Annotated in this window: 22 protein-coding genes; 7 read left to right on the forward strand and 15 right to left on the reverse strand. The window is 65.2% G+C overall.

From position 1 onward, the window contains the following. Positions 1-162: 162 nt before the first annotated feature. Entirely contained in the window at positions 163-867 is a 705-nt protein-coding gene (locus EV691_RS01465; RefSeq protein ID WP_131297837.1) for an MlaA family lipoprotein, read from the reverse strand. 460 nt (positions 868-1327) lie between these two features. Between EV691_RS01465 and EV691_RS01470 the strand changes: the two genes are divergently transcribed. Together EV691_RS01470 and EV691_RS01475 are read left to right on the forward strand one after the other, a co-directional pair. After that, a complete protein-coding gene (locus EV691_RS01470) occupies positions 1328-1591 on the forward strand; it encodes a DUF4404 family protein (RefSeq protein ID WP_039803504.1) in 264 nt (87 codons plus the stop codon). 166 nt (positions 1592-1757) lie between these two features. Beyond that, positions 1758-3152, forward strand: a complete 1395-nt coding sequence (locus EV691_RS01475; protein ID WP_131297836.1) for an adenylate/guanylate cyclase domain-containing protein — start codon at positions 1758-1760, stop codon at positions 3150-3152. Between the two features lie 265 nt (positions 3153-3417). Here EV691_RS01475 and EV691_RS01480 read toward each other — a convergent pair whose 3' ends face one another. The 5 genes from EV691_RS01480 to recQ form a co-directional block, all read right to left on the reverse strand. After that, positions 3418-4473, reverse strand: coding sequence for a glycosyltransferase family 4 protein (locus tag EV691_RS01480; protein ID WP_131297835.1), 1056 nt, complete (start codon positions 4471-4473; stop codon positions 3418-3420). Beyond that, positions 4470-5291 carry a UDP-2,3-diacylglucosamine diphosphatase gene (locus EV691_RS01485; RefSeq protein ID WP_131297834.1) on the reverse strand — a complete coding sequence of 274 codons (822 nt, stop codon included), beginning with the start codon at positions 5289-5291 and terminating at the stop codon, positions 4470-4472. The genes EV691_RS01480 and EV691_RS01485 overlap by 4 nt, the downstream gene beginning before the upstream one ends. Positions 5292-5395: 104 nt before the next feature. Continuing rightward, on the reverse strand, positions 5396-5680 hold the full coding sequence (locus EV691_RS01490) for an Rdx family protein (RefSeq protein WP_039803495.1): 285 nt from the start codon (positions 5678-5680) through the stop codon (positions 5396-5398). A 97-nt stretch (positions 5681-5777) separates the two neighbouring features. After that, a complete protein-coding gene (locus EV691_RS01495; RefSeq protein WP_089168513.1) occupies positions 5778-6224 on the reverse strand; it encodes a MarR family transcriptional regulator in 447 nt (148 codons plus the stop codon). 127 nt (positions 6225-6351) lie between these two features. Further along, the gene (recQ, locus tag EV691_RS01500) at positions 6352-8475 is read right to left on the reverse strand and encodes a DNA helicase RecQ (protein ID WP_131297833.1); all 2124 of its coding nucleotides are present in this window, start codon (positions 8473-8475) and stop codon (positions 6352-6354) included. Positions 8476-8713: 238 nt separating this feature from the next. On the opposite strand from recQ, the gene EV691_RS01505 reads away from it, so the two are divergent. Together EV691_RS01505 and EV691_RS01510 are read left to right on the forward strand one after the other, a co-directional pair. Then, the gene (locus tag EV691_RS01505) at positions 8714-9301 is read left to right on the forward strand and encodes a UPF0149 family protein (RefSeq protein WP_131297832.1); all 588 of its coding nucleotides are present in this window, start codon (positions 8714-8716) and stop codon (positions 9299-9301) included. Between the two features lie 9 nt (positions 9302-9310). Further along, positions 9311-9715 carry a YbaN family protein gene (locus tag EV691_RS01510; protein WP_131297831.1) on the forward strand — a complete coding sequence of 135 codons (405 nt, stop codon included), beginning with the start codon at positions 9311-9313 and terminating at the stop codon, positions 9713-9715. Between the two features lies 1 nt (position 9716). On the opposite strand, the gene EV691_RS01515 is transcribed toward EV691_RS01510, so the two are convergent. From EV691_RS01515 to cysK, 3 genes are all read right to left on the reverse strand, one after another. Beyond that, positions 9717-10322, reverse strand: coding sequence for a tRNA-uridine aminocarboxypropyltransferase (locus EV691_RS01515; protein WP_131297830.1), 606 nt, complete (start codon positions 10320-10322; stop codon positions 9717-9719). Positions 10323-10402: 80 nt separating this feature from the next. Then, positions 10403-10540, reverse strand: coding sequence for a PA1414 family protein (locus tag EV691_RS23220; RefSeq protein ID WP_165493812.1), 138 nt, complete (start codon positions 10538-10540; stop codon positions 10403-10405). A 194-nt stretch (positions 10541-10734) separates the two neighbouring features. Beyond that, entirely contained in the window at positions 10735-11712 is a 978-nt protein-coding gene (gene cysK / locus EV691_RS01520; RefSeq protein ID WP_131297829.1) for a cysteine synthase A, read from the reverse strand. Positions 11713-11880: 168 nt separating this feature from the next. Between cysK and EV691_RS01525 the strand changes: the two genes are divergently transcribed. Then, positions 11881-12726 carry an AAA family ATPase gene (locus EV691_RS01525; RefSeq protein ID WP_039803479.1) on the forward strand — a complete coding sequence of 282 codons (846 nt, stop codon included), beginning with the start codon at positions 11881-11883 and terminating at the stop codon, positions 12724-12726. Positions 12727-12752: 26 nt separating this feature from the next. Beyond that, positions 12753-13931, forward strand: a complete 1179-nt coding sequence (locus tag EV691_RS01530; protein WP_131297828.1) for a vWA domain-containing protein — start codon at positions 12753-12755, stop codon at positions 13929-13931. 30 nt (positions 13932-13961) lie between these two features. Here the strand turns inward: EV691_RS01530 and EV691_RS01535 are convergent, their stop codons facing one another. Continuing rightward, on the reverse strand, positions 13962-14735 hold the full coding sequence (locus tag EV691_RS01535; RefSeq protein ID WP_089168519.1) for a class II glutamine amidotransferase: 774 nt from the start codon (positions 14733-14735) through the stop codon (positions 13962-13964). 33 nt (positions 14736-14768) lie between these two features. Further along, positions 14769-15215, reverse strand: a complete 447-nt coding sequence (locus tag EV691_RS01540) for a hypothetical protein (protein WP_131297827.1) — start codon at positions 15213-15215, stop codon at positions 14769-14771. Between the two features lie 107 nt (positions 15216-15322). Here EV691_RS01540 and EV691_RS01545 point away from each other — a divergent pair, with 107 nt between their 5' ends. Continuing rightward, positions 15323-17353 carry a S9 family peptidase gene (locus tag EV691_RS01545; RefSeq protein WP_131297826.1) on the forward strand — a complete coding sequence of 677 codons (2031 nt, stop codon included), beginning with the start codon at positions 15323-15325 and terminating at the stop codon, positions 17351-17353. Positions 17354-17356: 3 nt separating this feature from the next. Here EV691_RS01545 and EV691_RS01550 read toward each other — a convergent pair whose 3' ends face one another. The 4 genes from EV691_RS01550 to EV691_RS01565 all read right to left on the reverse strand — a co-directional run bounded on the left by EV691_RS01550 (position 17357) and on the right by EV691_RS01565 (position 20798). After that, complete coding sequence (locus EV691_RS01550; protein WP_377802304.1) at positions 17357-18202, reverse strand: YihY/virulence factor BrkB family protein; 846 nt, start codon at positions 18200-18202, stop codon at positions 17357-17359. Between the two features lie 165 nt (positions 18203-18367). Further along, positions 18368-18817, reverse strand: coding sequence for a bacteriohemerythrin (locus tag EV691_RS01555; RefSeq protein ID WP_131254356.1), 450 nt, complete (start codon positions 18815-18817; stop codon positions 18368-18370). A 218-nt stretch (positions 18818-19035) separates the two neighbouring features. After that, positions 19036-20274, reverse strand: a complete 1239-nt coding sequence (locus EV691_RS01560) for a hypothetical protein (RefSeq protein ID WP_131297824.1) — start codon at positions 20272-20274, stop codon at positions 19036-19038. A gap of 74 nt (positions 20275-20348) precedes the next feature. Continuing rightward, entirely contained in the window at positions 20349-20798 is a 450-nt protein-coding gene (locus EV691_RS01565; RefSeq protein WP_131297823.1) for a YcgN family cysteine cluster protein, read from the reverse strand. Between the last annotated feature and the right edge of the window lie 4 nt (positions 20799-20802).

A 20802-nucleotide genomic window follows, 5' to 3' on the forward strand; every position in this document is an offset into this window, starting at 1 on the left:
AAGCGTGCACTGGTAACCATATTTGCCATTACCGCAGAAATGACAAGCCACCATAAAAAGCACGACTTGCCACATTCAACTTGACGAGTTTGGGGAAACTGCAAAAGCAAAAATGCCAGTCAGGAAAGACTGGCATCGGATTGGCGTTTCAAGACAAAGGGCTTAGAAATCGTCCTCCACCTTGCCATCCTGCACCTTGAACTCGCGGTTCTGCAGGTAGGCGTTGCGGATGAACACATATTTGTCGCCGGTGATGAGCTTCTCCGCCGACAGCAAACTGGCGCGGGTATCTACAACATTGAGACCGAACATGATGTTACGAGTCTGGATATCGTCATCCATATACGGGTAGGGTTTGGTGTAGGAGTCCACAAGCAGTCCTCCGGCATCGCGCACTGTGCTTGGCCCGAAGAACGGCAGAACCACATAGGGACCACTCTGCACGCCCCAGGCCCCCAAAGTCTGCCCGAAGTCTTCGTCGTTACGGTCAAGCCCCATCTTGGTCGCTACGTCGAAAAACCCCAGTACCCCCATGGTGCTGTTGAGCAGCAGCCTGCTGCTATCGACACCTGCATCATGAAACTTGGCCTGCAGCAGATCATTGGCCAGGTTACCGACATCACCGATGTTGCGATAGGCGTTGTGCACGCCATCCTCGAAAAACTGGGGGGTAATAGCTTGATACCCCTTGGCCACCGGTTTCAGAAAATAGGTGTCCAGGGTGTCATTGAAACGAAATATCGCCCGGTTGACACCCTCCCAGGGGTCTTCTTCGGCAACCGCTGTCATTAGGGGTAGCAGGGCCAGTCCGGCACACACTAGTGAACGGCCCAAACGTTTGGTCCGGTCGGCGGCAATCACACGCATTGCAGGTACCTCCTCCGCGAAAAATTATTCAATAGTGGCCGAGTATATAGTCTGCTATGCATTCAGGCAGCAGCAGAACCGCAGTTACAGATAAAACCAAAGTCATAGTCGGTCACAGGCTCTTGCATTCAGGCTGGCACCAGAGCCTCGCCGGTCATCTATATGTCACACATCGCCACTATCTTGGCTGCGCTGAAGCCAGCCCCGCGTTTTCGGGCTTTCTGGCGGCCGGTAGGACATCGGCTCAACACAAGGCCTTTCCGGCCGTGTGGCATCTCGGCCAGGATGAGGGGGAAGCGGTGTATCTATCCGAGAAGCGAGGCTCTGCCGCTCCAGCGGATCAGTTCCCTGCCGGCAAAGACAGGAAAACTCCGAAACCCTGTCCCCTTTGATCAAGATCAAGCAGGCACTTCCTGCCTGATCTATTCTTTACAAGGAAATTTCATAAGGGGGATTTGTCATGCCCGAAAATCTGCAGCGACATTTACAAGAATTGCGTGATCAACTGGCACAAAATCCGCCGATGAGCGCCGATGAGCGCGCCAGGCTGGCCTCTCTGATCCAGGACCTCGAACTGCAACTGGCCCGAGATGCAGGCGGCGTACCAGACGACAGCCTGGTGGACGGCATCAACCTGGCCGTGGAACGCTTCGAGGTCGAGCATCCGACGCTCGCCGCAACCCTGCGCAACATCCTACAAAGTCTGGCCAGCATGGGCATCTGACCCACGCACCGACAACCAAAAACGCCTCATCACATGTGCCTGCTCGTGCCCGAAAGTCTCATGCCTATCTTTCAGCGCATGATTGTAACCATTGCAGCTAAAGCATAAGCTCCTGCGCCATAACAAGCATAAGCTCCAGCAGTAGCAGCAAGGAAGGCTCCTCCCCATGAAAGACGTAAGTAGTAGCTGTCAAGACGGACTTTCCGCTTCTTCGTACTCACTGCGCCAATACTACTCGCGCATGCTGGCCTATATCTCCGCCGCTGCGAGCGTCGCCGCTGGCACTTATGCGCACTATTTCAGCTACGACATTCTCTGGCTGGTGCCCTACGCCCTGCTCTATCCCCCCTTAGCCTATCACCTCAGCCAGAGCTATCGCCTCGACTATCCGCAACAGACCGGCCAGGTCCTGCTGTTTATCGATGCAATGCATGTCGGGTTGGCGGCAGTGCTCCTAGGTTTCTCGATCGTGCCCAGCCTGATGCTTCTGCTGACCCTCAGCTTCAGTGCCCTCATGACAGGCGGCACACGCAATCTGGCACTTGCCGTGCTGGTGGCCCTGAGCACAATGCTACTGGCCAACATGCTGCTCGCACCTTCCTATAGGGGCTCCGCACCCGATCTGGTTTCCCTGGTGAGCGTTGCCTTCACCATGTTGTACGTCTGCATCACCGCCTGCTTCGTCCACCGGCAAAGCCAGAGGCTGATCCAGATGCGCGGTGAAATCAAGCGGGAACAGGAAAAGTCTGCCCAACTGGCCAGCAGCCTGGCCAAGTATCTGTCGCCTCAGGTCTGGGAATCGATCTTCACCGGCAGGAAGAGCGTGCGTCTGGAAACCCAGCGCAAGAAGCTCACTGTGTTCTTCTCCGACATCAAGGGCTTTACAGAACTATCCGAGGAGCTCGAGGCCGAGGCGCTGACCGACCTGCTCAACAACTACCTGAACGAAATGTCGAAAATCGCCCTGAAGTATGGTGGGACCATCGACAAATTCGTTGGTGACTCGATAATGGTTTTTTTCGGTGACCCTACCACCGAGGGCGCCAAAAATGACGCGGTCGCGGCAGTGTCCATGGCCATCGCCATGCGCAAGCACATGAAGGTGCTGCGCCAGCAATGGCGCGCCCAAGGCATTACCAAGCCGCTGGAAATCCGCATGGGCATCAACACCGGCTATTGCACGGTCGGCAACTTCGGCGCCGACACGCGGATGGACTACACCATCATCGGCCGCGAGGTAAATCTCGCCAGCCGCCTGGAAAGCGCGTCGGATACCGGGGAGATCCTCATCTCCCATGAGACCTATTCCCTGGTGAAGGACGTGATCATGTGCCGCGACAAGGGTCAGATCACGGTCAAGGGCTTCAGCCGACCGGTGCAGATCTATCAGATCGTCGACTTCCGTCGCGACCTCGGTGCCGTTTCCAGCTTTATCGAACACGAAATGCCAGGCTTCTCGATGTATCTGGATACCAACGACATCCAGAACTTCGACAAGGAACGGGTCATCCTGGCGCTGCGCCAGGCTGCGGAAAAGCTCAGAGACAAGGTGACCGTCTAGTCAAGAACGGCGCACCTCGCAGACCAGCGGATCTTCCGCTGCCAGAAAGGCCAGGGATGGCCTGCCGACCGGATGGAGCGAATCCGGTGCGAAACTCAACAAGCCTCCTCAATCCCTCCCAAGCCCTGTCGAAGTATCGGGATAGCCGTTTGCCTCTACCCGTGGAGCGGCCCTGCCCGAGCCTCTCCCAAGAACGAGCCGGAATCTTCGCCATGGCGTGATGGGGAGCGCGCACCAGGCGGAGCAGGCGGTGCTCGCAACAAAGCTAATCGACCAGGGCATCCACCCGGAATTCCGTGTGCGCCTGCGCTCGGCTACATGGTTCGCCATTCAGCAGCACCTGATGAGCCAGGAACTCGAGTGCCGAAGCACGCCAGGACTGCCGGCCCGCCAGTTCGGCACAATGCGCGCGATCCAGCGCCAGTGCGGCCAGACAGGCCTTGCCGAGATCCTCGTCGAGCATGCCGCTCACACCCGCCTCCACCACGTCCAGCGGCCCCGGCACCGGAAATGCCGCCACAGGAGTGCCACAAGCCAGTGCCTCCAGCATCACCAGGCCGTAGGTGTCGGTACGCGAGGGAAATACCAGCACGCCGGCCTCGGCGTAGGCCGCAGCCAGTTCCCGGCCATGGCGATAGCCGAGAAAGTGGACCTCGGGATAACGCGCTTGCAGTTCTGCGCGCTGCGGCCCGTCGCCGACCACCCGCTTTTCGCCCGGCAAGTCGAGCGCCAGAAAAGCCTCCAGGTTCTTCTCCGGAGCAATGCGCCCGACATAGAGAAACACCGGCCGCTCCGCTACCAGCCGCTCCGGCTGCGGAAAGAACAGGCGAGTGTCCACGCCCTTGCCCCAGATGACCAGACACGGCAGACGCCAATGCCTGAACTCCTCGCGCAGACGCGCGGTGCTCACCAGTACCGCGCGGCTCGGCCGGTGGAAGGCGCGCAGCAGGGCATAACCCCAGCTCAGCGGCAGCCATGGCCATCGGGTATGGACGTACTCCGGGAAGCGAGTGTGGATGGCCGTGGAGAACGCCATCCCGCGCTTCACCAGCCAGTGCCGGGCGGCCCAACCGAGGAGGCCCTCGGTGGCCAGGTGCACGCAATCCGGCCGAAACGCGCGGATTGCCGGCCCCACCCGCCAGAGATCCCAGACCAGCGGAATTTCCGGATAGGTCGGACAGGGCCGGGAGCGGAATTCGCCGGGCGACAGCAAGCGCACCTCATGGCCCAGCTCGCGCAACTCGCCGATCAGGGACTGCAGGCTGGTGACCACGCCGTTGACTTGTGGCAGCCAGGCGTCGCTGACGATCAGGACCCTCATGCGGCCGTCTCTACGACATTCGCCAGCTCGGCACCCTGCCGCACCAGGAGCGCCTGCTTCTCGGCCAGGCGATAGAGTTCGATGCTGCCATCCCAGTGCTCGATCAGCGCCGTGCAGGACTCCACCCAGTCGCCGCAGTTGAGGTACTCCACCTCGCCCAGGCGGCGGATCTCCGCATGATGGATGTGCCCGCAGACCACGCCATTGAAGCCGCGACGCTGGCATTCATGGGCGATGGCCTCCTCGAAATCGCCGATGAAGTTCACCGCCGTCTTCACCTTGTACTTGAGAAAGGCCGACAGCGACCAGTAGCCGTAGCCCCAGCGCTCGCGCCAGTGGTTGAGCCAGCGGTTGAGGACCAGGGTGACGCCATAGGCGGAGTCGCCGAGGAAGGCGAGCCACCTGTGGCAGCGGGTGACCACGTCGAACTGGTCGCCATGGACCACCAGCAGCCGCCGGCCATCGGCCGTGACGTGCTCGGCCTCGTCGACCAGATGGATGTTGCCCAGTATCAATGCCGAATAGCGACGCAGGAACTCGTCGTGGTTGCCGGTGACATAGATCACCGTGGTGCCGCGCTTGCTCATGGTCAGCAGGCGGCGGATGACATTGGTATGCGCCTGCGGCCAGTAGATGCCGCTGCGCAATCGCCAGCCGTCGATGATGTCGCCGACCAGATAGAGGGTATCGGCGCGATAGCGCTTGAGAAAGCTCGCCAGATGCTCGGCCTTGCAGTCCCGCGTACCAAGGTGCACATCGGAAATCCAGAGCGTACGGACGGATTGCTTGTCGGTCGGCTGAAAGTGGGCGCTGCTCATCGGCAATCTCCGGCGGGGTTTAACCGATCTTCCGCACCGGGGATGAAGACGCTGTGACGGCGCCGGGTCGATTCAGTGACAGCGCCCTGACGCTACCGCAAAACTCAGGGACGGTCGTTGTGACCAAGATCGCGGCCCGGAGCGATCAAGTCGCGCACGCGCTGCTTGAGCACCTTGGCCTCGGGAAAGCCGCCATCGGCCTTGCGCTCCCAGATCTGCACTCCGTCGCAGGTGATGCGGAACACCCCGCCGCGGCCCGGCTCCAGGCTGACTCGGGCGAGATCCTCGCCGAAGGTGCTGAGCAGCTCCTGGGCCAGCCAGGCGGCACGCAGCAGCCATTGGCACTGGGTGCAGTAGGTGATGAGAATTTCCGGCCTGGCCGTAGTCATGGCGCCTCCGGGAAACGGTGACCAGCTATCATGATAGCGCTGCAGCCTGGGCACGGGCCCCTGCCGGCCTGGACTACCGGAGCCCAGGCACGGCGCTTCAGCGCTTCTCCAGGTTGGCGAGGATCCGCGCATGTACCTGCTGGCAGAGACGCAGCTCCTCCGGATCGATCCCGGCGAAGAGTTCCTGGCGCAACTGGGAGGAAATCGCCTCGATCTGCTCGATCAGCGGTACCGCCACCGGATTCAGCACGATCCGCTTGGCCCGCCGGTCCTCGACCACCGCCTGGCGGCTGACCAGTCCCTGCGCCTCCAGGGTATCCAGCAACCGGGCCAGGGTCGGTCCCTCGACCGCCACGCTCTCGGCCAGCTCGCGCTGCGTCGGCCACTTCCCGACACGGGCCTCGAAGCGGGCCAGATGCAGCAGCACCAGCCAGCGCGCCTGCGACAGGCCCATTCCGGACAGCCGGCGGTCCAGCTCGGCACGCCAGGCACGCGACAACTGGGCAAGTTGCATCGCAAAGCGATGCTGATTCAAGTAGGACATGGGAAAAAGCTCGCACTAGTACTTGGACTAATTATTAGTTAGCTAACCGTAACCGCAAGCTGAACAATACGCCACGCGACTTTTCGTCAGAAGATGTAAATAAAGCAGCTCGGATGCAAGCCGTCGGTCAAGGATCGAGTTCGGCTTGCAAGGCTGCACGCACGCAGCGCAGCACCCCCTGCGACACCCGCCCAGCGAACTGCTCGGCCAGCGCCGCGACCGGCGGCAGCTCGCCATCGGCGTCGAGGAAGGCATCGTGGATTTCGCCCAGCAGCTCCTCGGGCAGGTCCAGCGCCTGCTCGAGGGTGAGCTGACGGCGGCCGATGGCCTCTGCCAGCAGGCTATAGACGTTCTTTTCGGTACAGTCCAGCTGGCCGGCGATCTGCGCCGGCGTCATGCCGGCACGCGCCAGGCTGACTAGTTCGTGGCGCAGGTCGGTCACCGGCTTCGGCGCCTCGCCGGCCTTGTTGAGCACTTCGAGGAAGGCCTCGCCATAGCGCTCCAGCTTGCGCGCGCCGACACCGCTGACCCGCGCCATCTCGGACAGCGAGCGCGGCTGGCTGCGCAGCATTTCCAGCAAGGTGGCGTCGGGGAAGATCACATAGGGCGGCACCGCGTGCTCCTCCGCCAGCTTGCGGCGCAGCGCGCGCAGCGCCTCCCATTGCTCGCGCTCGTCGTGGCGGACCAGCTGGCTGGCGGCGCTGGCCGCAGGCTTCGGCGCCTGTGGCTTGAGATCGCGGCGCAGCTCCAGGCTCATCTCGCCGCGCAGTAGCGCCCGGCAGCTCTGGTTCAGACGCAGGCCACCATAGCCATCCAGATCCACATCGGCCAGGCCACGGGCGACCAGTTGGCGGAACAGCGTGCGCCACTCCCCTTCGCCGCGCGCCTTGCCGACGCCGAACACCGACAGGTGCTGATGGCCCAGGCCGCGCACCTTGTCATTGTCGCGACCGAGCAGGATGTCCACCAGATGACCGACGCCATAGCGCTGGCCGCTGCGGTAGATGGTCGACAGCGCCTGGCGGGCGGCCTCGGTGGCATCCCAGGTCTGCACGCCGTCGACGCAGTTGTCGCAGTGGCCGCAGGGCTTTGCCAGCTCCTCGTCGAAATAGGCCAGCAGCGCCTGGCGGCGGCAGCGGGTTTCCTCGCACAGCGCCAGCATGGCGTCGAGCTTGTGCTGCTCGACGCGCTTGTGCCGCTCGTCGCCCTCGGAACTGCTGAGCATCTGCTTGAGAAAGATGACGTCCTGCAGACCGTAGGCCATCCAGGCGTCCGCCGGCAGGCCGTCGCGCCCGGCCCGGCCGGTTTCCTGATAGTAGGCCTCCAGCGATTTGGGCAGGTCGAGGTGGGCGACGAAGCGCACGTTGGGCTTGTCGATGCCCATGCCGAAGGCGATGGTCGCCACCATGATCAGGCCCTCCTCGTTGAGGAAGCGTTTCTGGTGGAGGGCACGCAGTTCGTTGGACAGTCCGGCGTGGTACGGCAGCGCCGGAAAACCCTGCTCGGAGAGGAAGGCCGCGGTTTCCTCGACCTTCTTGCGCGACATGCAGTAGACGATTCCGGCGTCGCCGCGACGCTCGGCAAGAAAGCCCAGCAGCTGCTTGCGCGGCTGATCCTTGGCGACGATGCGGTAGAAGATGTTCGGCCGGTCGAAGCTGGAGAGAAAGCGCTCGGCGCTCTCCAGATGCAGGCGCTGGACGATTTCCTCGCGGGTGCGCTTGTCCGCCGTGGCGGTCAGGGCGATGCGCGGCACTTGCGGGAACAGCTCGGCGAGCTGGCCCAGCTGCAGGTATTCGGGGCGGAAGTCGTGCCCCCACTGGGACACGCAATGCGCCTCGTCGATGGCGAACAGACCGATCGGCAGGCGCTGCAGGAAGGCCAGCATGCGCGGCTGCACCAGGCGCTCCGGGGCCAGATAGAGCAGCTTGATCTCGCCCAGACGGATCCGCTCGGCGATCTCGCGCTGCTCGTCGGCACCCAGCGTGGAGTTCAGCGCCACCGCCGGCACCCCCAGCTCGTCGAGGGTGGCGACCTGGTCCTCCATCAGGGCGATCAGCGGCGAAACCACCACTGCCAGCCCGTCGCGCAGCAGGGCCGGAACCTGATAGCAGAGCGACTTGCCGCCTCCGGTCGGCATCAGCACCAGGGCGTCGCCGCCGCGGGCGACGCGCTCGATGATTGCCGCCTGGTTGCCACGGAACGCGTCGTAACCAAAGACGTCCTTGAGAATGCGCTGAGCCTGTTCGAGCATGGACACTCCAAGCGGAACAACGAGACCGGGCGGCCTGTCGGGTTGAATCGACTGCACGGCTCCGGACGGAGCCGTATGAAGCGGCGCATTATACGTGAGGAAGCCGGCTATCAGTCCCGCTCCAGCCGTGGCCGAATGCCCCCGTGCGACTGCCCACGAAAAAAACCGCGCCGCGGCACGCCGCCGGGCGTTATCCGGGCTAAAATCCAGCCTCCCGAACCCTCAAGGTAGTCGCGCCATGTCCTTCGCCGAGCAATTGTCCCGCCTGCAAGCCTTTCTCGACGCCGACGACCTGCATGAAGAGGCGTTGGACTATGTCGCTGCCCACGGCTATCTGACCGCGCTGTCGATCTGCCCGGAACCCGTGCCCGAACACGAATGGATCGACGCCCTGTTCGCCGAGCCGCCGCACTACCGCAGCGACCTCGAGCGGGAGGAAATCGAGTCCACGCTGCTCCAGCTCAAGGCGCATATCGGCCGCCAGCTGGCCAGCGACGAGGATCCCGAGCTGCCCTGCGAGCTCGACCTGGGCGAGGCCCCCGACGACTCCGACCTGCGCGGCTGGTGCATCGGCTTCATGGAGGGAGTCTTCCTGCGCGAGGAAGCCTGGTTCGAGGACTCCGAGGAAGAGGTCAGCGAGCTGCTGCTGCCGATCATGATCGCCTCCGGCCTGTTCGAGGACCAGCCGGACTTCGCGGAAATCGCCCACGACCGCAAGCTGGTGGACGAGATGATCCAGCAGATTCCGGACCTGCTCACCACGCTGTTCCTGCTCTGCCATGCCCCCGAGGAAAAACCCGCGCTGCTCAAGCCGCGTCCTCACTGAGGGGGCGGAATGGCGCGGACCGTCCGCGAAAGCCGATCCCGCCTGGTGCGCCACGCCCTGCAGGCGGCCGGCCTACTCAGCCTGGCGCTGGGGGTGATCGGCATCTTCCTGCCGCTGCTGCCGACCACGCCCTTCCTGCTGCTGGCCACCGCCTGCTTCATGCGCAGCTCGCAGCGCTTCTATCTCTGGCTGGTCGGCCACCCCTGGCTGGGCCCCTGGATCCGCGACTATCTGGACGGCGAAGGCATTCCCCTCAAGGGCAAGGTCTACGCCGTCGGCCTGATGTGGACGAGCATCCTGCTGTCCTGCTACCTGATTCCGCTGCTCCCTGTCCGCCTGCTCATGCTGGCCAGCGCCGCGCTGGTCACGGTCTACATCCTCAGGCAGAAGACCCGGCCAATACGGGCCGACTGATCTATCCCGCCGGATCGCCGCCATGATTGCGCCGGTAGACCGCCTCCCCCATCGCCGCGATCTGCCCCTCGATCAAGGCCTCGAAGGGCCGCAGCATGGCATCGAAGCGCCCAGCCCCCTCGAGGATATTCAGGGCGCAGACGATCGCCTCGAGGGTCGACAGCGCCCCGGCCATGGGCGCCTTGCGCAGCCGGTAGCGCGACGACAGGCCCTCGGGCAGGGCGACCCGCGGCAAGGCCGCCAGCGGCGGATTGAGATGAAGTATCCGGCGCGCCTTGCGCCAGGTGCCGTCCGGCACGATCAGTTGCAGGGGCGGCCCGCCCTGCGCCAGCTCGGCCAGCGGCATGGCCTCTGCGCCGGGAAACAGCAGGCAGCTGCGCCAGGTGCCGTGCGCCAGCTCCGCTGCCAGCTCGGAGAAGGTCTCACCGACCCGCAGCTCGCCATTGCTCAGAGCCAGGCCGGCCAGGCGAGCGGTATTCAGGGCATGGGATACTTCGGCAGGGTGCTGCAGGATCAGCACCCGGGTGCGGCTGGCTAATCGGGGGACAAGTGCGCACAGGCAATGGCTCAGCGGACGCGCACAACGGGAACAACAGGGACGTGACATGGACTCTCCTCGGCGGAGCAGTCTGCCACAGGGGCGGAAAACGAAACAGGGCGCCCGCGGGCGCCCTGTCAGAGCAGCAGTCAGCGGCGGCGTGCGCGCTCCTCGGCCAGACGACGGCGTTCGTCGCTTTCCAGAGGAATGGGCTGCAGGCGCCCGGCGGCATCCAGACCGAACAGGGTAGCGAGATCGGCGAGCAAACGATTGAGCCAAGCGTTCATGACCAGTTCCTCCGGTTACGACCAAGTGGGGCATTCAGGCAGCAGTCGCACGGGCAATCTGCACCATCCTTGTTTTCAGGATAGCCCCAGTTTTCGCCCAACGGCCTGACCCGAATCAAAAAGCATGGGGCGAACCGCGCAGTGCGCGCCCGCAAGCGCAGCGGAAACAGGCTCCCACCACGCTCCAGCGGCCTTTACGGGAGCAATTCCTGCTCGCTGAACAGCCCCTCGAACAGCATGCTCGACAGGTAGCGCTCGCCGGAGTCCGGCAGGATCACCACGATGGTCTTGCCCTGCAGCGACGGCTCGTGCTCGGCCAGACGCACGGCGGCGGCCATGGCTGCGCCACAGGAAATCCCGCAGAGGATGCCCTCCTCGCGCATCAGGCGCAGGGCCATGGCCTTGGCCTCGTCGTCGGTGACCCGCTCGACCCGGTCGACCAGCGACAGGTCCAGGTTCTTCGGCACAAAGCCGGCACCGATGCCCTGGATCTTGTGCGGCGACGGCTTGACTTCCTCGCCGGCCAGGGTCTGGCTGATCACCGGCGAGCCGGTCGGCTCCACCGCCACCGAGAGCAACGGCTTGCCGCAGGTCTGCTTGATGTAGCGGGAAACGCCGGTGATGGTGCCGCCGGTGCCGACCCCGGCGACCAGCACATCCACCGCGCCGTCGGTATCGTTCCAGATTTCCGGGCCGGTGGTCTTCTCGTGGATCGCCGGGTTGGCCGGGTTGTCGAACTGCTGCGGCATGAAGTACAGCTCGGGGTTCGAGGCGGCGATCTCGGTGGCCTTCTCGATGGCGCCCTTCATGCCCTTGGCCGCCTCGGTGAGCACCAGCTCGGCGCCCAGGGCCTTGAGCACCTTGCGCCGCTCCAGGCTCATCGACGCCGGCATGGTGAGGATCAGCTTGTAGCCGCGCGCCGCGGCGACGAAGGCCAGGCCGATGCCGGTATTGCCCGAGGTCGGCTCGACCAGGGTCATGCCGGGCTTCAGGCGTCCGCTGGCCTCGGCCTCCCAGACCATGTTGGCGCCGATCCGGCACTTGACCGAATAGGCCGGGTTGCGCCCCTCGATCTTGGCCAGGATGGTCACGCCCTGGGGCGCCAGGCGGTTGATCTTGACCAGCGGCGTGTTGCCAATGGATTGTACGTTGTCGGCATAGATGCGGCTCATGGCGCGTTCCTTGTTGGTGTATGCGCGAAAGAAGGGCAAGCCTAAGTCGCCGTGCAGACGCCGTCCAGGGCCGGCATTCCTGTGCCGGCGCCTGCACGTTATAGTCGGGCGCCTGTCCAACCACGACAGGCCGGCGCACACCGGCGCCACCCCACGCGAGGATTCACGATGAAGTTCCAGGGCACCGCCACCTACGTGGCCAGCGACAGCCTCAGGCTCGCCGTCAACGCCGCCATCACCCTGCAGCGCCCGCTGCTGGTCAAGGGCGAGCCCGGCACCGGCAAGACCCTGCTCGCCGAGCAGTTGGCGGAGTCGCTCGGCACCCGGCTGATCGCCTGGCACATCAAGTCCACCACCAAGGCCCAGCAGGGTCTCTACGAATACGACGCGGTGAGCCGCCTGCGCGACTCGCAGCTGGGCGTAGACAAGGTCCACGACGTGCGCAACTACATCCGCAAGGGCAAGCTGTGGGAGGCCTTCGAGGCCGGCGAGCGGGTGGTCCTCTTGATCGACGAGATCGACAAGGCCGATATCGAGTTCCCCAACGACCTGCTGCAGGAACTCGACCGCATGGAGTTCTTCGTCTACGAGACCGGCGAGACCGTCAGGGCCCGCCAGCGACCGATCGTGGTCATCACCTCGAACAACGAGAAGGAGCTACCCGACGCCTTCCTGCGCCGCTGCTTCTTCCATTACATCGCCTTCCCCGACCGCGAGACGCTGCAGAAGATCGTCGACGTGCATTTCCCCGGTATCAAGGGCCAGCTGGTAGCCGAGGCGCTGGACCTGTTCTTCGAGGTGCGGGAGATCCCCGGGCTGAAGAAGAAACCCTCCACCTCCGAGCTGGTCGACTGGCTGAAGCTGCTGCTGGCCGACGACATCGACCTTGCGGCGCTGCGCGAGCGTGACCCGACCAAAGCCATTCCGCCGCTGGCCGGCGCCTTGGTGAAGAACGAGCAGGACACGCAGCTGCTGGAACGCCTGGCTTTCATGACCCGCCGCGCCAACCGGTAGCCCGGAACCCCCACGGGAGCCTGTTCATGCTGCTCAACCTGTTCAATGAAATGCGCGCGGCCAAGGTCCCGGTCTCGCTGCGCGAGCTGCTCGACCTGATCGAGGCGCTCGAGCAGCGGCTGGTGTTCGCCGACATGGACGCCTTCTACTTCCTGGCCCGCACCATCCTGGTCAAGGACGAACGGCATTTCGACAAGTTCGACCGGGCCTTCACCGCCTATTTCCAGGGCCTGGAAAACCTCGACGCCCTGCTCGAGGCGCTGATCCCCGAGGAATGGCTGCGCAAGGAATTCGAGCGCCTGCTGAGCGACGAGGAGAAGGCGCAGATCCAGTCCCTGGGCGGTCTCGAGCAACTGCTCGAGACCTTCAAGAAGCGCCTCGAGGAGCAGAAGGAGCGGCACGCCGGCGGCAACAAGTGGATCGGCACCGGCGGCACCAGCCCGTTCGGCTCGGGCGGCTATCACCCCGAGGGCATCCGCGTCGGCGAGGCCGGGGCGCGCCAGGGCAAGGCGGTCAAGGTCTGGGAACAGCGCGAATACCGCAACCTCGACGACCAGGTCGAGCTGGGCACGCGCAACCTGAAGATGGCCCTGCGCCGCCTGCGCAGCTTTGCCCGCGAAGGGGCAGCCGAGGAACTCGATCTCGACGCCACCATCGCCCACACCGCGCGGGACGCCGGCCTGCTCAACATCCAGCTGCGCCCGGAACGGCACAACAAGGTGAAGCTGCTCCTGCTGCTGGACATCGGCGGCTCGATGGACGCCCACGTGAAGGTCTGCGAGGAGCTGTTCTCCGCCTGCCGCAGCGAGTTCAAGCACCTGGAGCACTACTACTTCCACAACTTCATCTACGAGAGCCTGTGGACGGACAACCGCCGGCGCCATTCCGAGCGCATCGCGACCCACGACCTGCTGCACAAGTACGGCCCGGACTACAAGGTGGTGTTCGTCGGCGACGCCTCCATGTCGCCCTACGAAATCCTCCAGCCCGGCGGCAGCGTCGAGCACTGGAACGAGGAACCCGGCCTGGCGTGGATGCAGCGCTTCACGGAAACCTACCGCAAGCTCATCTGGATCAACCCGTCCCCCGAACGCACCTGGAACTACGGCAGCTCGATACAGATCGTCCGCGAGCTGGTCGGACAGCACATGTACCCCCTGACCCTCGGCGGTCTCGAAGAGGGCATGCGCTTTCTGGCCAAGTGAGGCCGGCCGGGCCGGGGGAAAGGTAGCGGCTCAGGCCTCGCCGCGGGCGATGCACTCGCCCAGCCGCCAGAGCGTCCACTCGCCCGGCCGGTGGGCGATCCAGGTCTCGTTGGCGGTCAAAGGCTCGGTGGCCAGCACCGTCACCACGTCGTTCGGGGTGGTTTCGGCCTGGAAGTCCACCGTCAGCTCGGCATCCTTCAGCCGCGCCGGACCGAAGGGCGCACGGCGGGTGATCTGCGCCAGCTTGGTACTGCAGAAGCTGAACAGCCATTCACCGTTGCCCAGCAGGCAGTTGAACACGCCCCTGGCGCGGTACTCGTTGCAGGCCGCCACCAGGATCGGCAGCAGCGCCTGCGCCTCCACCGGCTCGGGAAAGGCCTGGCGCACCCGGTTGAGCAGGTCGCAGAAGGCCCGCTCGCTGTCGGTGTCGCCCACCGGCCGGTAGAAGCCCGCCGGCGGCTGGAAGTCCGCCAGCTGGCCGTTGTGGGCGAAGCACCAGTTGCGGCCCCAGAGCTCGCGCACGAAGGGATGGGTGTTGGCCAGGCAGATCCGCCCAACGTTGGCGTGGCGGATATGACCGATGACCAGCTCGCTCTTGATCGGATAGCGCTGCACCAGCCGGGCCACCTCAGAGTCGGCGCTTGCCGCCGGGTCCTGGAACAGCCGCACGCCGCGACCCTCGTAGAAGGCGATGCCCCAGCCGTCGCGGTGCGGGCCGGTGCGCCCGCCGCGCTGCATCAGGCCGGTAAAGCTGAAAACGATATCGGTCGGGACGTTGGCGCTCATGCCGAGCAGTTCGCACATCGCGGGGCTCCTCGCAGGCGGCCTGGTCCGGTTTCAGGGACGCGGGCCGGCACGCAGGCCCTGCGGCCTGCCGAACTCGCCGCGGGCCATCCGCTCGCGCAGGGTCGGTTCGTTCCCGTCGCCCGCTGGCGACGCCTCGACCAGGCTCCGACGGCGCCAGAGCAGCCAGCGCAATCCAGCCGCCAGCAGATACCCGGTCATAGCGATCATCCCGTAGAGCACCAGGTCGGCCACCGCGCGCCAGGCGTTGTTGCCGACGCCGAACAGCAGGTCGAGGGCGGTGATGGCGATGGCCGGAGCGAACAGCTCCTTGCCCGGATCGACGACGGTCGGAGTCAGCAGCAGCACCGTCATGGCCACCCGCAAGGGCTCGCACAGCCAGCGCCACATCCAGCGGGTCAACCGGAACCAGACCAGCAGGCAGCCGAGTGCGGCGATGCCGTAGACGGCCCAGGCAAGCAGATAGTCGTTTTCGATCATGGCGGTGTGAGACTGGCGGAAGGGTGCTTATGATAACGACATTTCCCCACCGCGACGCCACTGCCGGAAGTCGCGCCGTCGGACGCCAGTTGCCGCCAGGAGCCGCCATGCACGCCCCCATCGCCCGTGTCGAAAGCCATTCCGCCGACCCCTACCGCTGGCTGGAACAGCGCGACGACCCGCAGGTGCTCGCCTACCTGGAGGCGGAGAACGCCTATCTGGAGGCCCGGCTCGAGGATGTCGGCGCGCTGCGCGAGAGCCTGTTCCAGGAGATCAAGGGCCGCATCCGCGAAACCGACCTGTCCCTGCCGGTTCCCTGGGGAGCGTACCTGTACTACCAGCGCACCACGGCCGGTGACGAATACCCGCGCCACTACCGCTGCCCGCGCCCGACGGACGGCTCGCTGCAGACCGACGAGCGCCGCGAGGAACTGCTGCTCGACCCCAATGCCCTGGCCGACGGCGGCTACCTGTCGCTCGGCGCCTTCGAGATCAGCCCCGACCATCGGCGCCTGGCCTACAGCCTGGATACCAGCGGCGACGAGATCTACCGGCTGTTCGTCAGGGAACTGGACAGCGGCGAGTTGCACGAGCTGCCCTTCGAGGACTGCGACGGCAGCATGACCTGGGCCAACGACAGCGAAACGCTGTTCTTCGCCGAGCTGGACGACACCCAGCGGCCGCACAAGCTGTACCGCTACCGGCTCGGCGCCGACGAGGCCGAGCTGGTGTTCAACGAGCCGGACGGACGCTTCTTCATCCACTGCTACCGCGCCAGCTCCGAGCGCCAGCTGGTTCTCCTGAGCAACAGCAAGACCACCTGCGAAGCCTGGGCGCTGGATGCCGAACGCCCGCAGGCGGCCTTCGTCTGCCTGGCGCCGCGCCAGGAGGGTCACGAGTACTACCCCGACCACGGGCGCATCGATGGCGACTGGGGCTGGCTGATCCGCAGCAACCAGGACGGCATCAACTTCGCCGTCTACCAGGCGCCCGAAGGCTCGCCCAGCCGCGAGCACTGGCGGCCGCGGATCGGCCACGACGCAGCGCGAATGATCGAGGACCTCAGCCTGAATGCCGGCGGCTTCGTTCTCAGCCTGCGCGAGCAGGGCCTGCCGATCGTCGAGGTGCACCCGGCCGAGGCCACGCCCTATCGCGTCGAGCTGCCGGACGCCGCCTACAGCCTGGACGTGCAGGACATCCTGGAGTTCGACAGCCCGGCGATCCGCCTGCGCTACGAGGCGCTCAACCGCCCGGCGCAGATCCGCCAGCTGGACCTGGCCGGCGGCGCCCAGCGGGTGCTCAAGGAAACCCCGGTGGAGGGTCCGTTCGATGCCGACGACTACCTCAGCCTGCGGATCTGGGCCGAGGCGGCCGATGGCGCGCGCATCCCGGTCAGCCTGGTCGCCCGCCGCGACACCCTGGGCCGGCCCGCCCCGCTCTACCTCTATGGCTACGGCGCCTATGGCGAAAGTCTCGATCCCTGGTTCTCGCATGCCCGGCTGAGCCTCTTGGAGCGCGGCTTCGTCTTCGCCATCGCCCACGTGCGCGGCGGCGGCGAGCTGGGCGAGGCCTGGTACCGCGCCGGCAAGCTAGAGCACAAGGAGAACACCTTCGGCGACTTCATCGCCGTGGCCGAACGGCTGATCGCCGAGGGCTTCACCTCTGCCGACCGCCTGGCGATCAGCGGCGGCAGCGCCGGCGGCCTGCTGATCGGCGCCGTGCTCAACCGGCGTCCGGAGCTGTTCGCCGCGGCGATCGCCGAGGTGCCTTTCGTCGACGTGCTGAACACCATGCACAACCCCGAGCTGCCGCTGACCGTCACCGAGTACGACGAATGGGGCGATCCGCGCGACCCGGAAGTCCACGCCCGGATCAAGGCCTACGCGCCCTGCGAGAACGTGCGCGCCCAGGCCTACCCGGCGATCCTCGCGGTGGCCGGCTACCACGACAGCCGGGTGCAGTACTGGGAGGCGGCGAAATGGGTGGCCAGGCTGCGCGCCAGCAAGACCGACGGCAACCTGCTGCTGCTGAAGACCGAGTTCGGCGCCGGCCACGGCGGCATGAGCGGCCGCTACCAGGCGCTGAAGGACGTGGCGCTGGAATATGCCTTCCTCCTCAAGGTGCTCGGCCGCACCTGAATCTCAAAGCTGCTTCTCGCCAGGGTCCTTGCCTTCGGGGTGACGATGCTCGATCACCGCATTCATCTCCGCGCCAAACAGCAGCACCGCCGCGGAGATGAAGAAGTACAGCAGCATCACGATGATCGCCCCGACGCTGCCGTAGGTGGCGTCGTAATTGGCGAAATTGCGCACGTAGAAGCCGAAACCGAGCGAGGCCGCGATCCACACCAGCACCGCCAGCACCGAGCCGGGTGTGATGAAATGGAAGCGCTGCTCGACGTCCGGCGCCACGTAGTAGATGGTCGCCACGACCAGGATCAGCAGCAGCACCGCCAGCGGCCAGCGCAGCCAGGTCCAGAGGATGACGATCAGTTGCTCCAGGCCCACCCAGCCGGCCAGCCAGCCCATCACCTGCGGGCCGACGAGCATCAGGGCGGCCGCGCTCAGCAGCATCAGGGCGATACCGATGGTATAGAGCACCGACAGCGGAATGCGCTTCCAGGCCGGGCGGCCCTCCTTGACATCATAGGCCTTGTTCATGGCGAGCATGGTCGAGCGCACCCCGGCCGACGCCGTCCACAGGGCGGCCAATATCCCCACCGAGAACAGCCCGACCCGCTCGGTCTGGAATTGGGCGATGACCGCGTTGACCGTGTCCATCGCCTGCGCCGGCAGCAGCAGGGCCGCCTGCTGCTGCAGCCAGTCGAAGAACTGCTGCAGGTCGAGAAAGCCGATCAGGGCGATCAGGAACAGCAGGAAGGGAAACAGGGAAAAGAGCATCTGGAAGGCCAGCGCCGAGGCATAGGTCGGCATTTCGTCGGCCATGAAGTCCTTCGCCGCACACCTGAGGATCTCGGCCAGCCCCATCCCCCGCAAATCCAGCAGACGCATGCCGCCCCCTCCTGCTCCACATTTTCAGGGATAGACGTGCCGGATCGGTATCGGTGCCGGCCGGGCCGACCAGCGGCAAGGCCGGTGGCCGGCAGGGCTGGCAGATGAACGAGGCGGGCCGGCAACTGGCCCGCCCCGGGCTCACTGGAAGAACTTGGCCAGCATGCGCGAGACGAAGCTGCCCTCAAGGCTTTTCTTCACATCGCTCACGTAGTGCTTGTCGTCGCGCTTGATGTGGTTGGTCAGCCACAGTCCGATATCGCTGCGCACCTCCCGCGCCAGACGGATCGGATCCTCGCCCTTCTCGAAGCGCGCACCGTAGCCATGGGCGCGCTCCTTGAAACGCTCGTGCACCTGGTGATGGGCCTCGAGCAGCGGATAGCCGGCCCTTTCCATCAGGCTTTCCTCGAAGGTGTTGTGGGAAATGGAGTAGTCGATGATCGCCTTGATGACCCGCTCGATCTCCGGAACCGAGCGCAGGGCAATCGCCTGGTCGATCTCGTTCAGGTAGTCGAAGATACGCTTGTGCTGATCATCGATGATGTCGATGCCGGTTTCGAACTCGGCCGACCAGTTGATGTTGTAAGCCATTTTTATGCACGCACCTCGGCAAGACAGAAAGCAGGCGGTAACGCCTGCCGGAGTCCTGCAATTCACATGCCGCGTAATGTCACTTTAATGTCACACGAATAATGGCTGTTCTGGAAAGATTTCTTGACACCCCGGCGGGTCATCCAACCGGTATGACTGATACAAAGATCACAAAAGCGTGCGATTTTGTAACGAACCGCACAAAAGCGAGCGTTTTCTCACGGCCTTTTTTCGAGCGCCAGCAAGGGCGTATCCAGTACCTGCGACTTGCCGCCCATGAGGTTTTCGCTGATCGCGACGAAGTCGTCGGTGCTGACCCGCTCCATGCGGATCAGCCCGCTCACCACATCGTCCAGCGAATGGCGATTCTCGCTGCGCGTGCGGATCTCGGCGTCGAGCGCCTGCAGCAGGAGCACGGCACGGGCGGTTGCCGCACCGCCGACCCGCTCGCCGCGCAGGCTCTCGACCTTGCGGCTCCAGCGGGTCAGTTGCTGGCGAACCCGCTCGTAGCGATCCTCGCCGAGTCCGCCGGCGCGGCGCAGCAGCTCGATGGCGTAGTACTCGGCCAGCCCCTCGCTGATCCAGTCGCTTGCGTCGGTGTCGCGAATCCGCGCGAACACGTGCACCAGCTCGTGCAGCAGGGAGCTGGTGCCGTTCTCGCTGACCAGCGGGCGGTCGGCGTGCAGGTACAGGGAGCTGGGCGCCGACAGGCCGCCGCGCCACATCGGGTTGCCGGCGCCGACCACCAGCAGCTTGTCCGGCTCGCGCAGGAACACCGCCCGGTATTCGTCCCAGACGAAGGTCAACAGGGTCAGGATGTCCATCCGCCGCATCTTCTCGCCGAGCGGCGCCGCCACGCTGACCTCGCTATCGCCCAGGGTGGCGCGCCGGGTACCGAGCCGGCCGGCGATCAGCCAGCCGGTCGGCCGGTCGAAGCGACGCGCCGGGTTGTCGATGCGGAAACGGTTCTTGCCGATCCGCGGCCAGCCGGTCTCGACGCCCCGCCAGCCTTCGGGCAGCTCGAACTCCAGGCGCGCCACCAGTTCCACAGCATCCTGCTGCACCAGATGGGCGCTGGGTACCAGATCGTCGCCGCGCAGCAGCGCCCAGTGCTCGGTCATCCGCGCATCGAAGCGCCCCGATGCCCGCGCGTGGCTGACCTGCACCCGGTAGCTCAGGCTGCTCTTGCCTTCCGCAGGCTGCCAGGTACCGCTGCCGGGCTCATCCTGCTGCCACTGCCCGTCGGTCTGGAAATCGCTGTAGCGGCCCTGGTCGCCCAGCTCGAAGCGCAGGCTGCGGACCGCACTGCCCCGCTCCAGGGTCAGACGCACCTCGGCCTGGTCGCTCTCGGGTAGAAAACGCACGTGGTAGTCTAGATGGACCTTGTTCGCCGCCCACGCAGGGGCGGTCGCGAACAGCAGGACGACACAGAACGGCAGCTTCGGGCGGACGGGCATGGGCAGGCTCCTTGGCGGGACGGACGGGGCAAGTGTGCCGGCTGGCCGGGCGCGGTGGGAAGTGTCCGAACGGATCAGCCGGCGCGGAAGATCAGGTAGTCCTCCCAATCGTCCTCGGCCACCGCCGTTTCGCTGAGCATGCGTCCGGCCTGGGAAATCCGCTCGCGATGCACCGCCTGGGGATCGCCGCAGACCAGCGGGTGCCAGAGCGGCAGATCCTTGCCCTCGGAGAGCAGGCGATAGGCGCAGGTCGGCGGCAGCCACTGGAACTCGCCGGCCTGGGCGGGGGTGAGCTGGATGCAGTCGGGGACCGACTGGCGGCGGTTGGCGTAGTCGCGGCAGCGGCAGGTTTCCAGATCGAGCAGGCGGCAGGCGATGCGCGTGTAGTAGACGCCGCCGTCCTCCTCGTCCTCGAGTTTCTGCAGACAGCACAGGCCGCAGCCGTCGCACAGCGACTCCCACTCCCCGGCGTCGAGCTGGTCGAGGGTCTTGCGCTTCCAGAAGGGTTCGACTTTCGCCGCCATGGGA

The organism is Azotobacter chroococcum (assembly GCF_004339665.1).
Taxonomy (GTDB): domain Bacteria; phylum Pseudomonadota; class Gammaproteobacteria; order Pseudomonadales; family Pseudomonadaceae; genus Azotobacter; species Azotobacter chroococcum.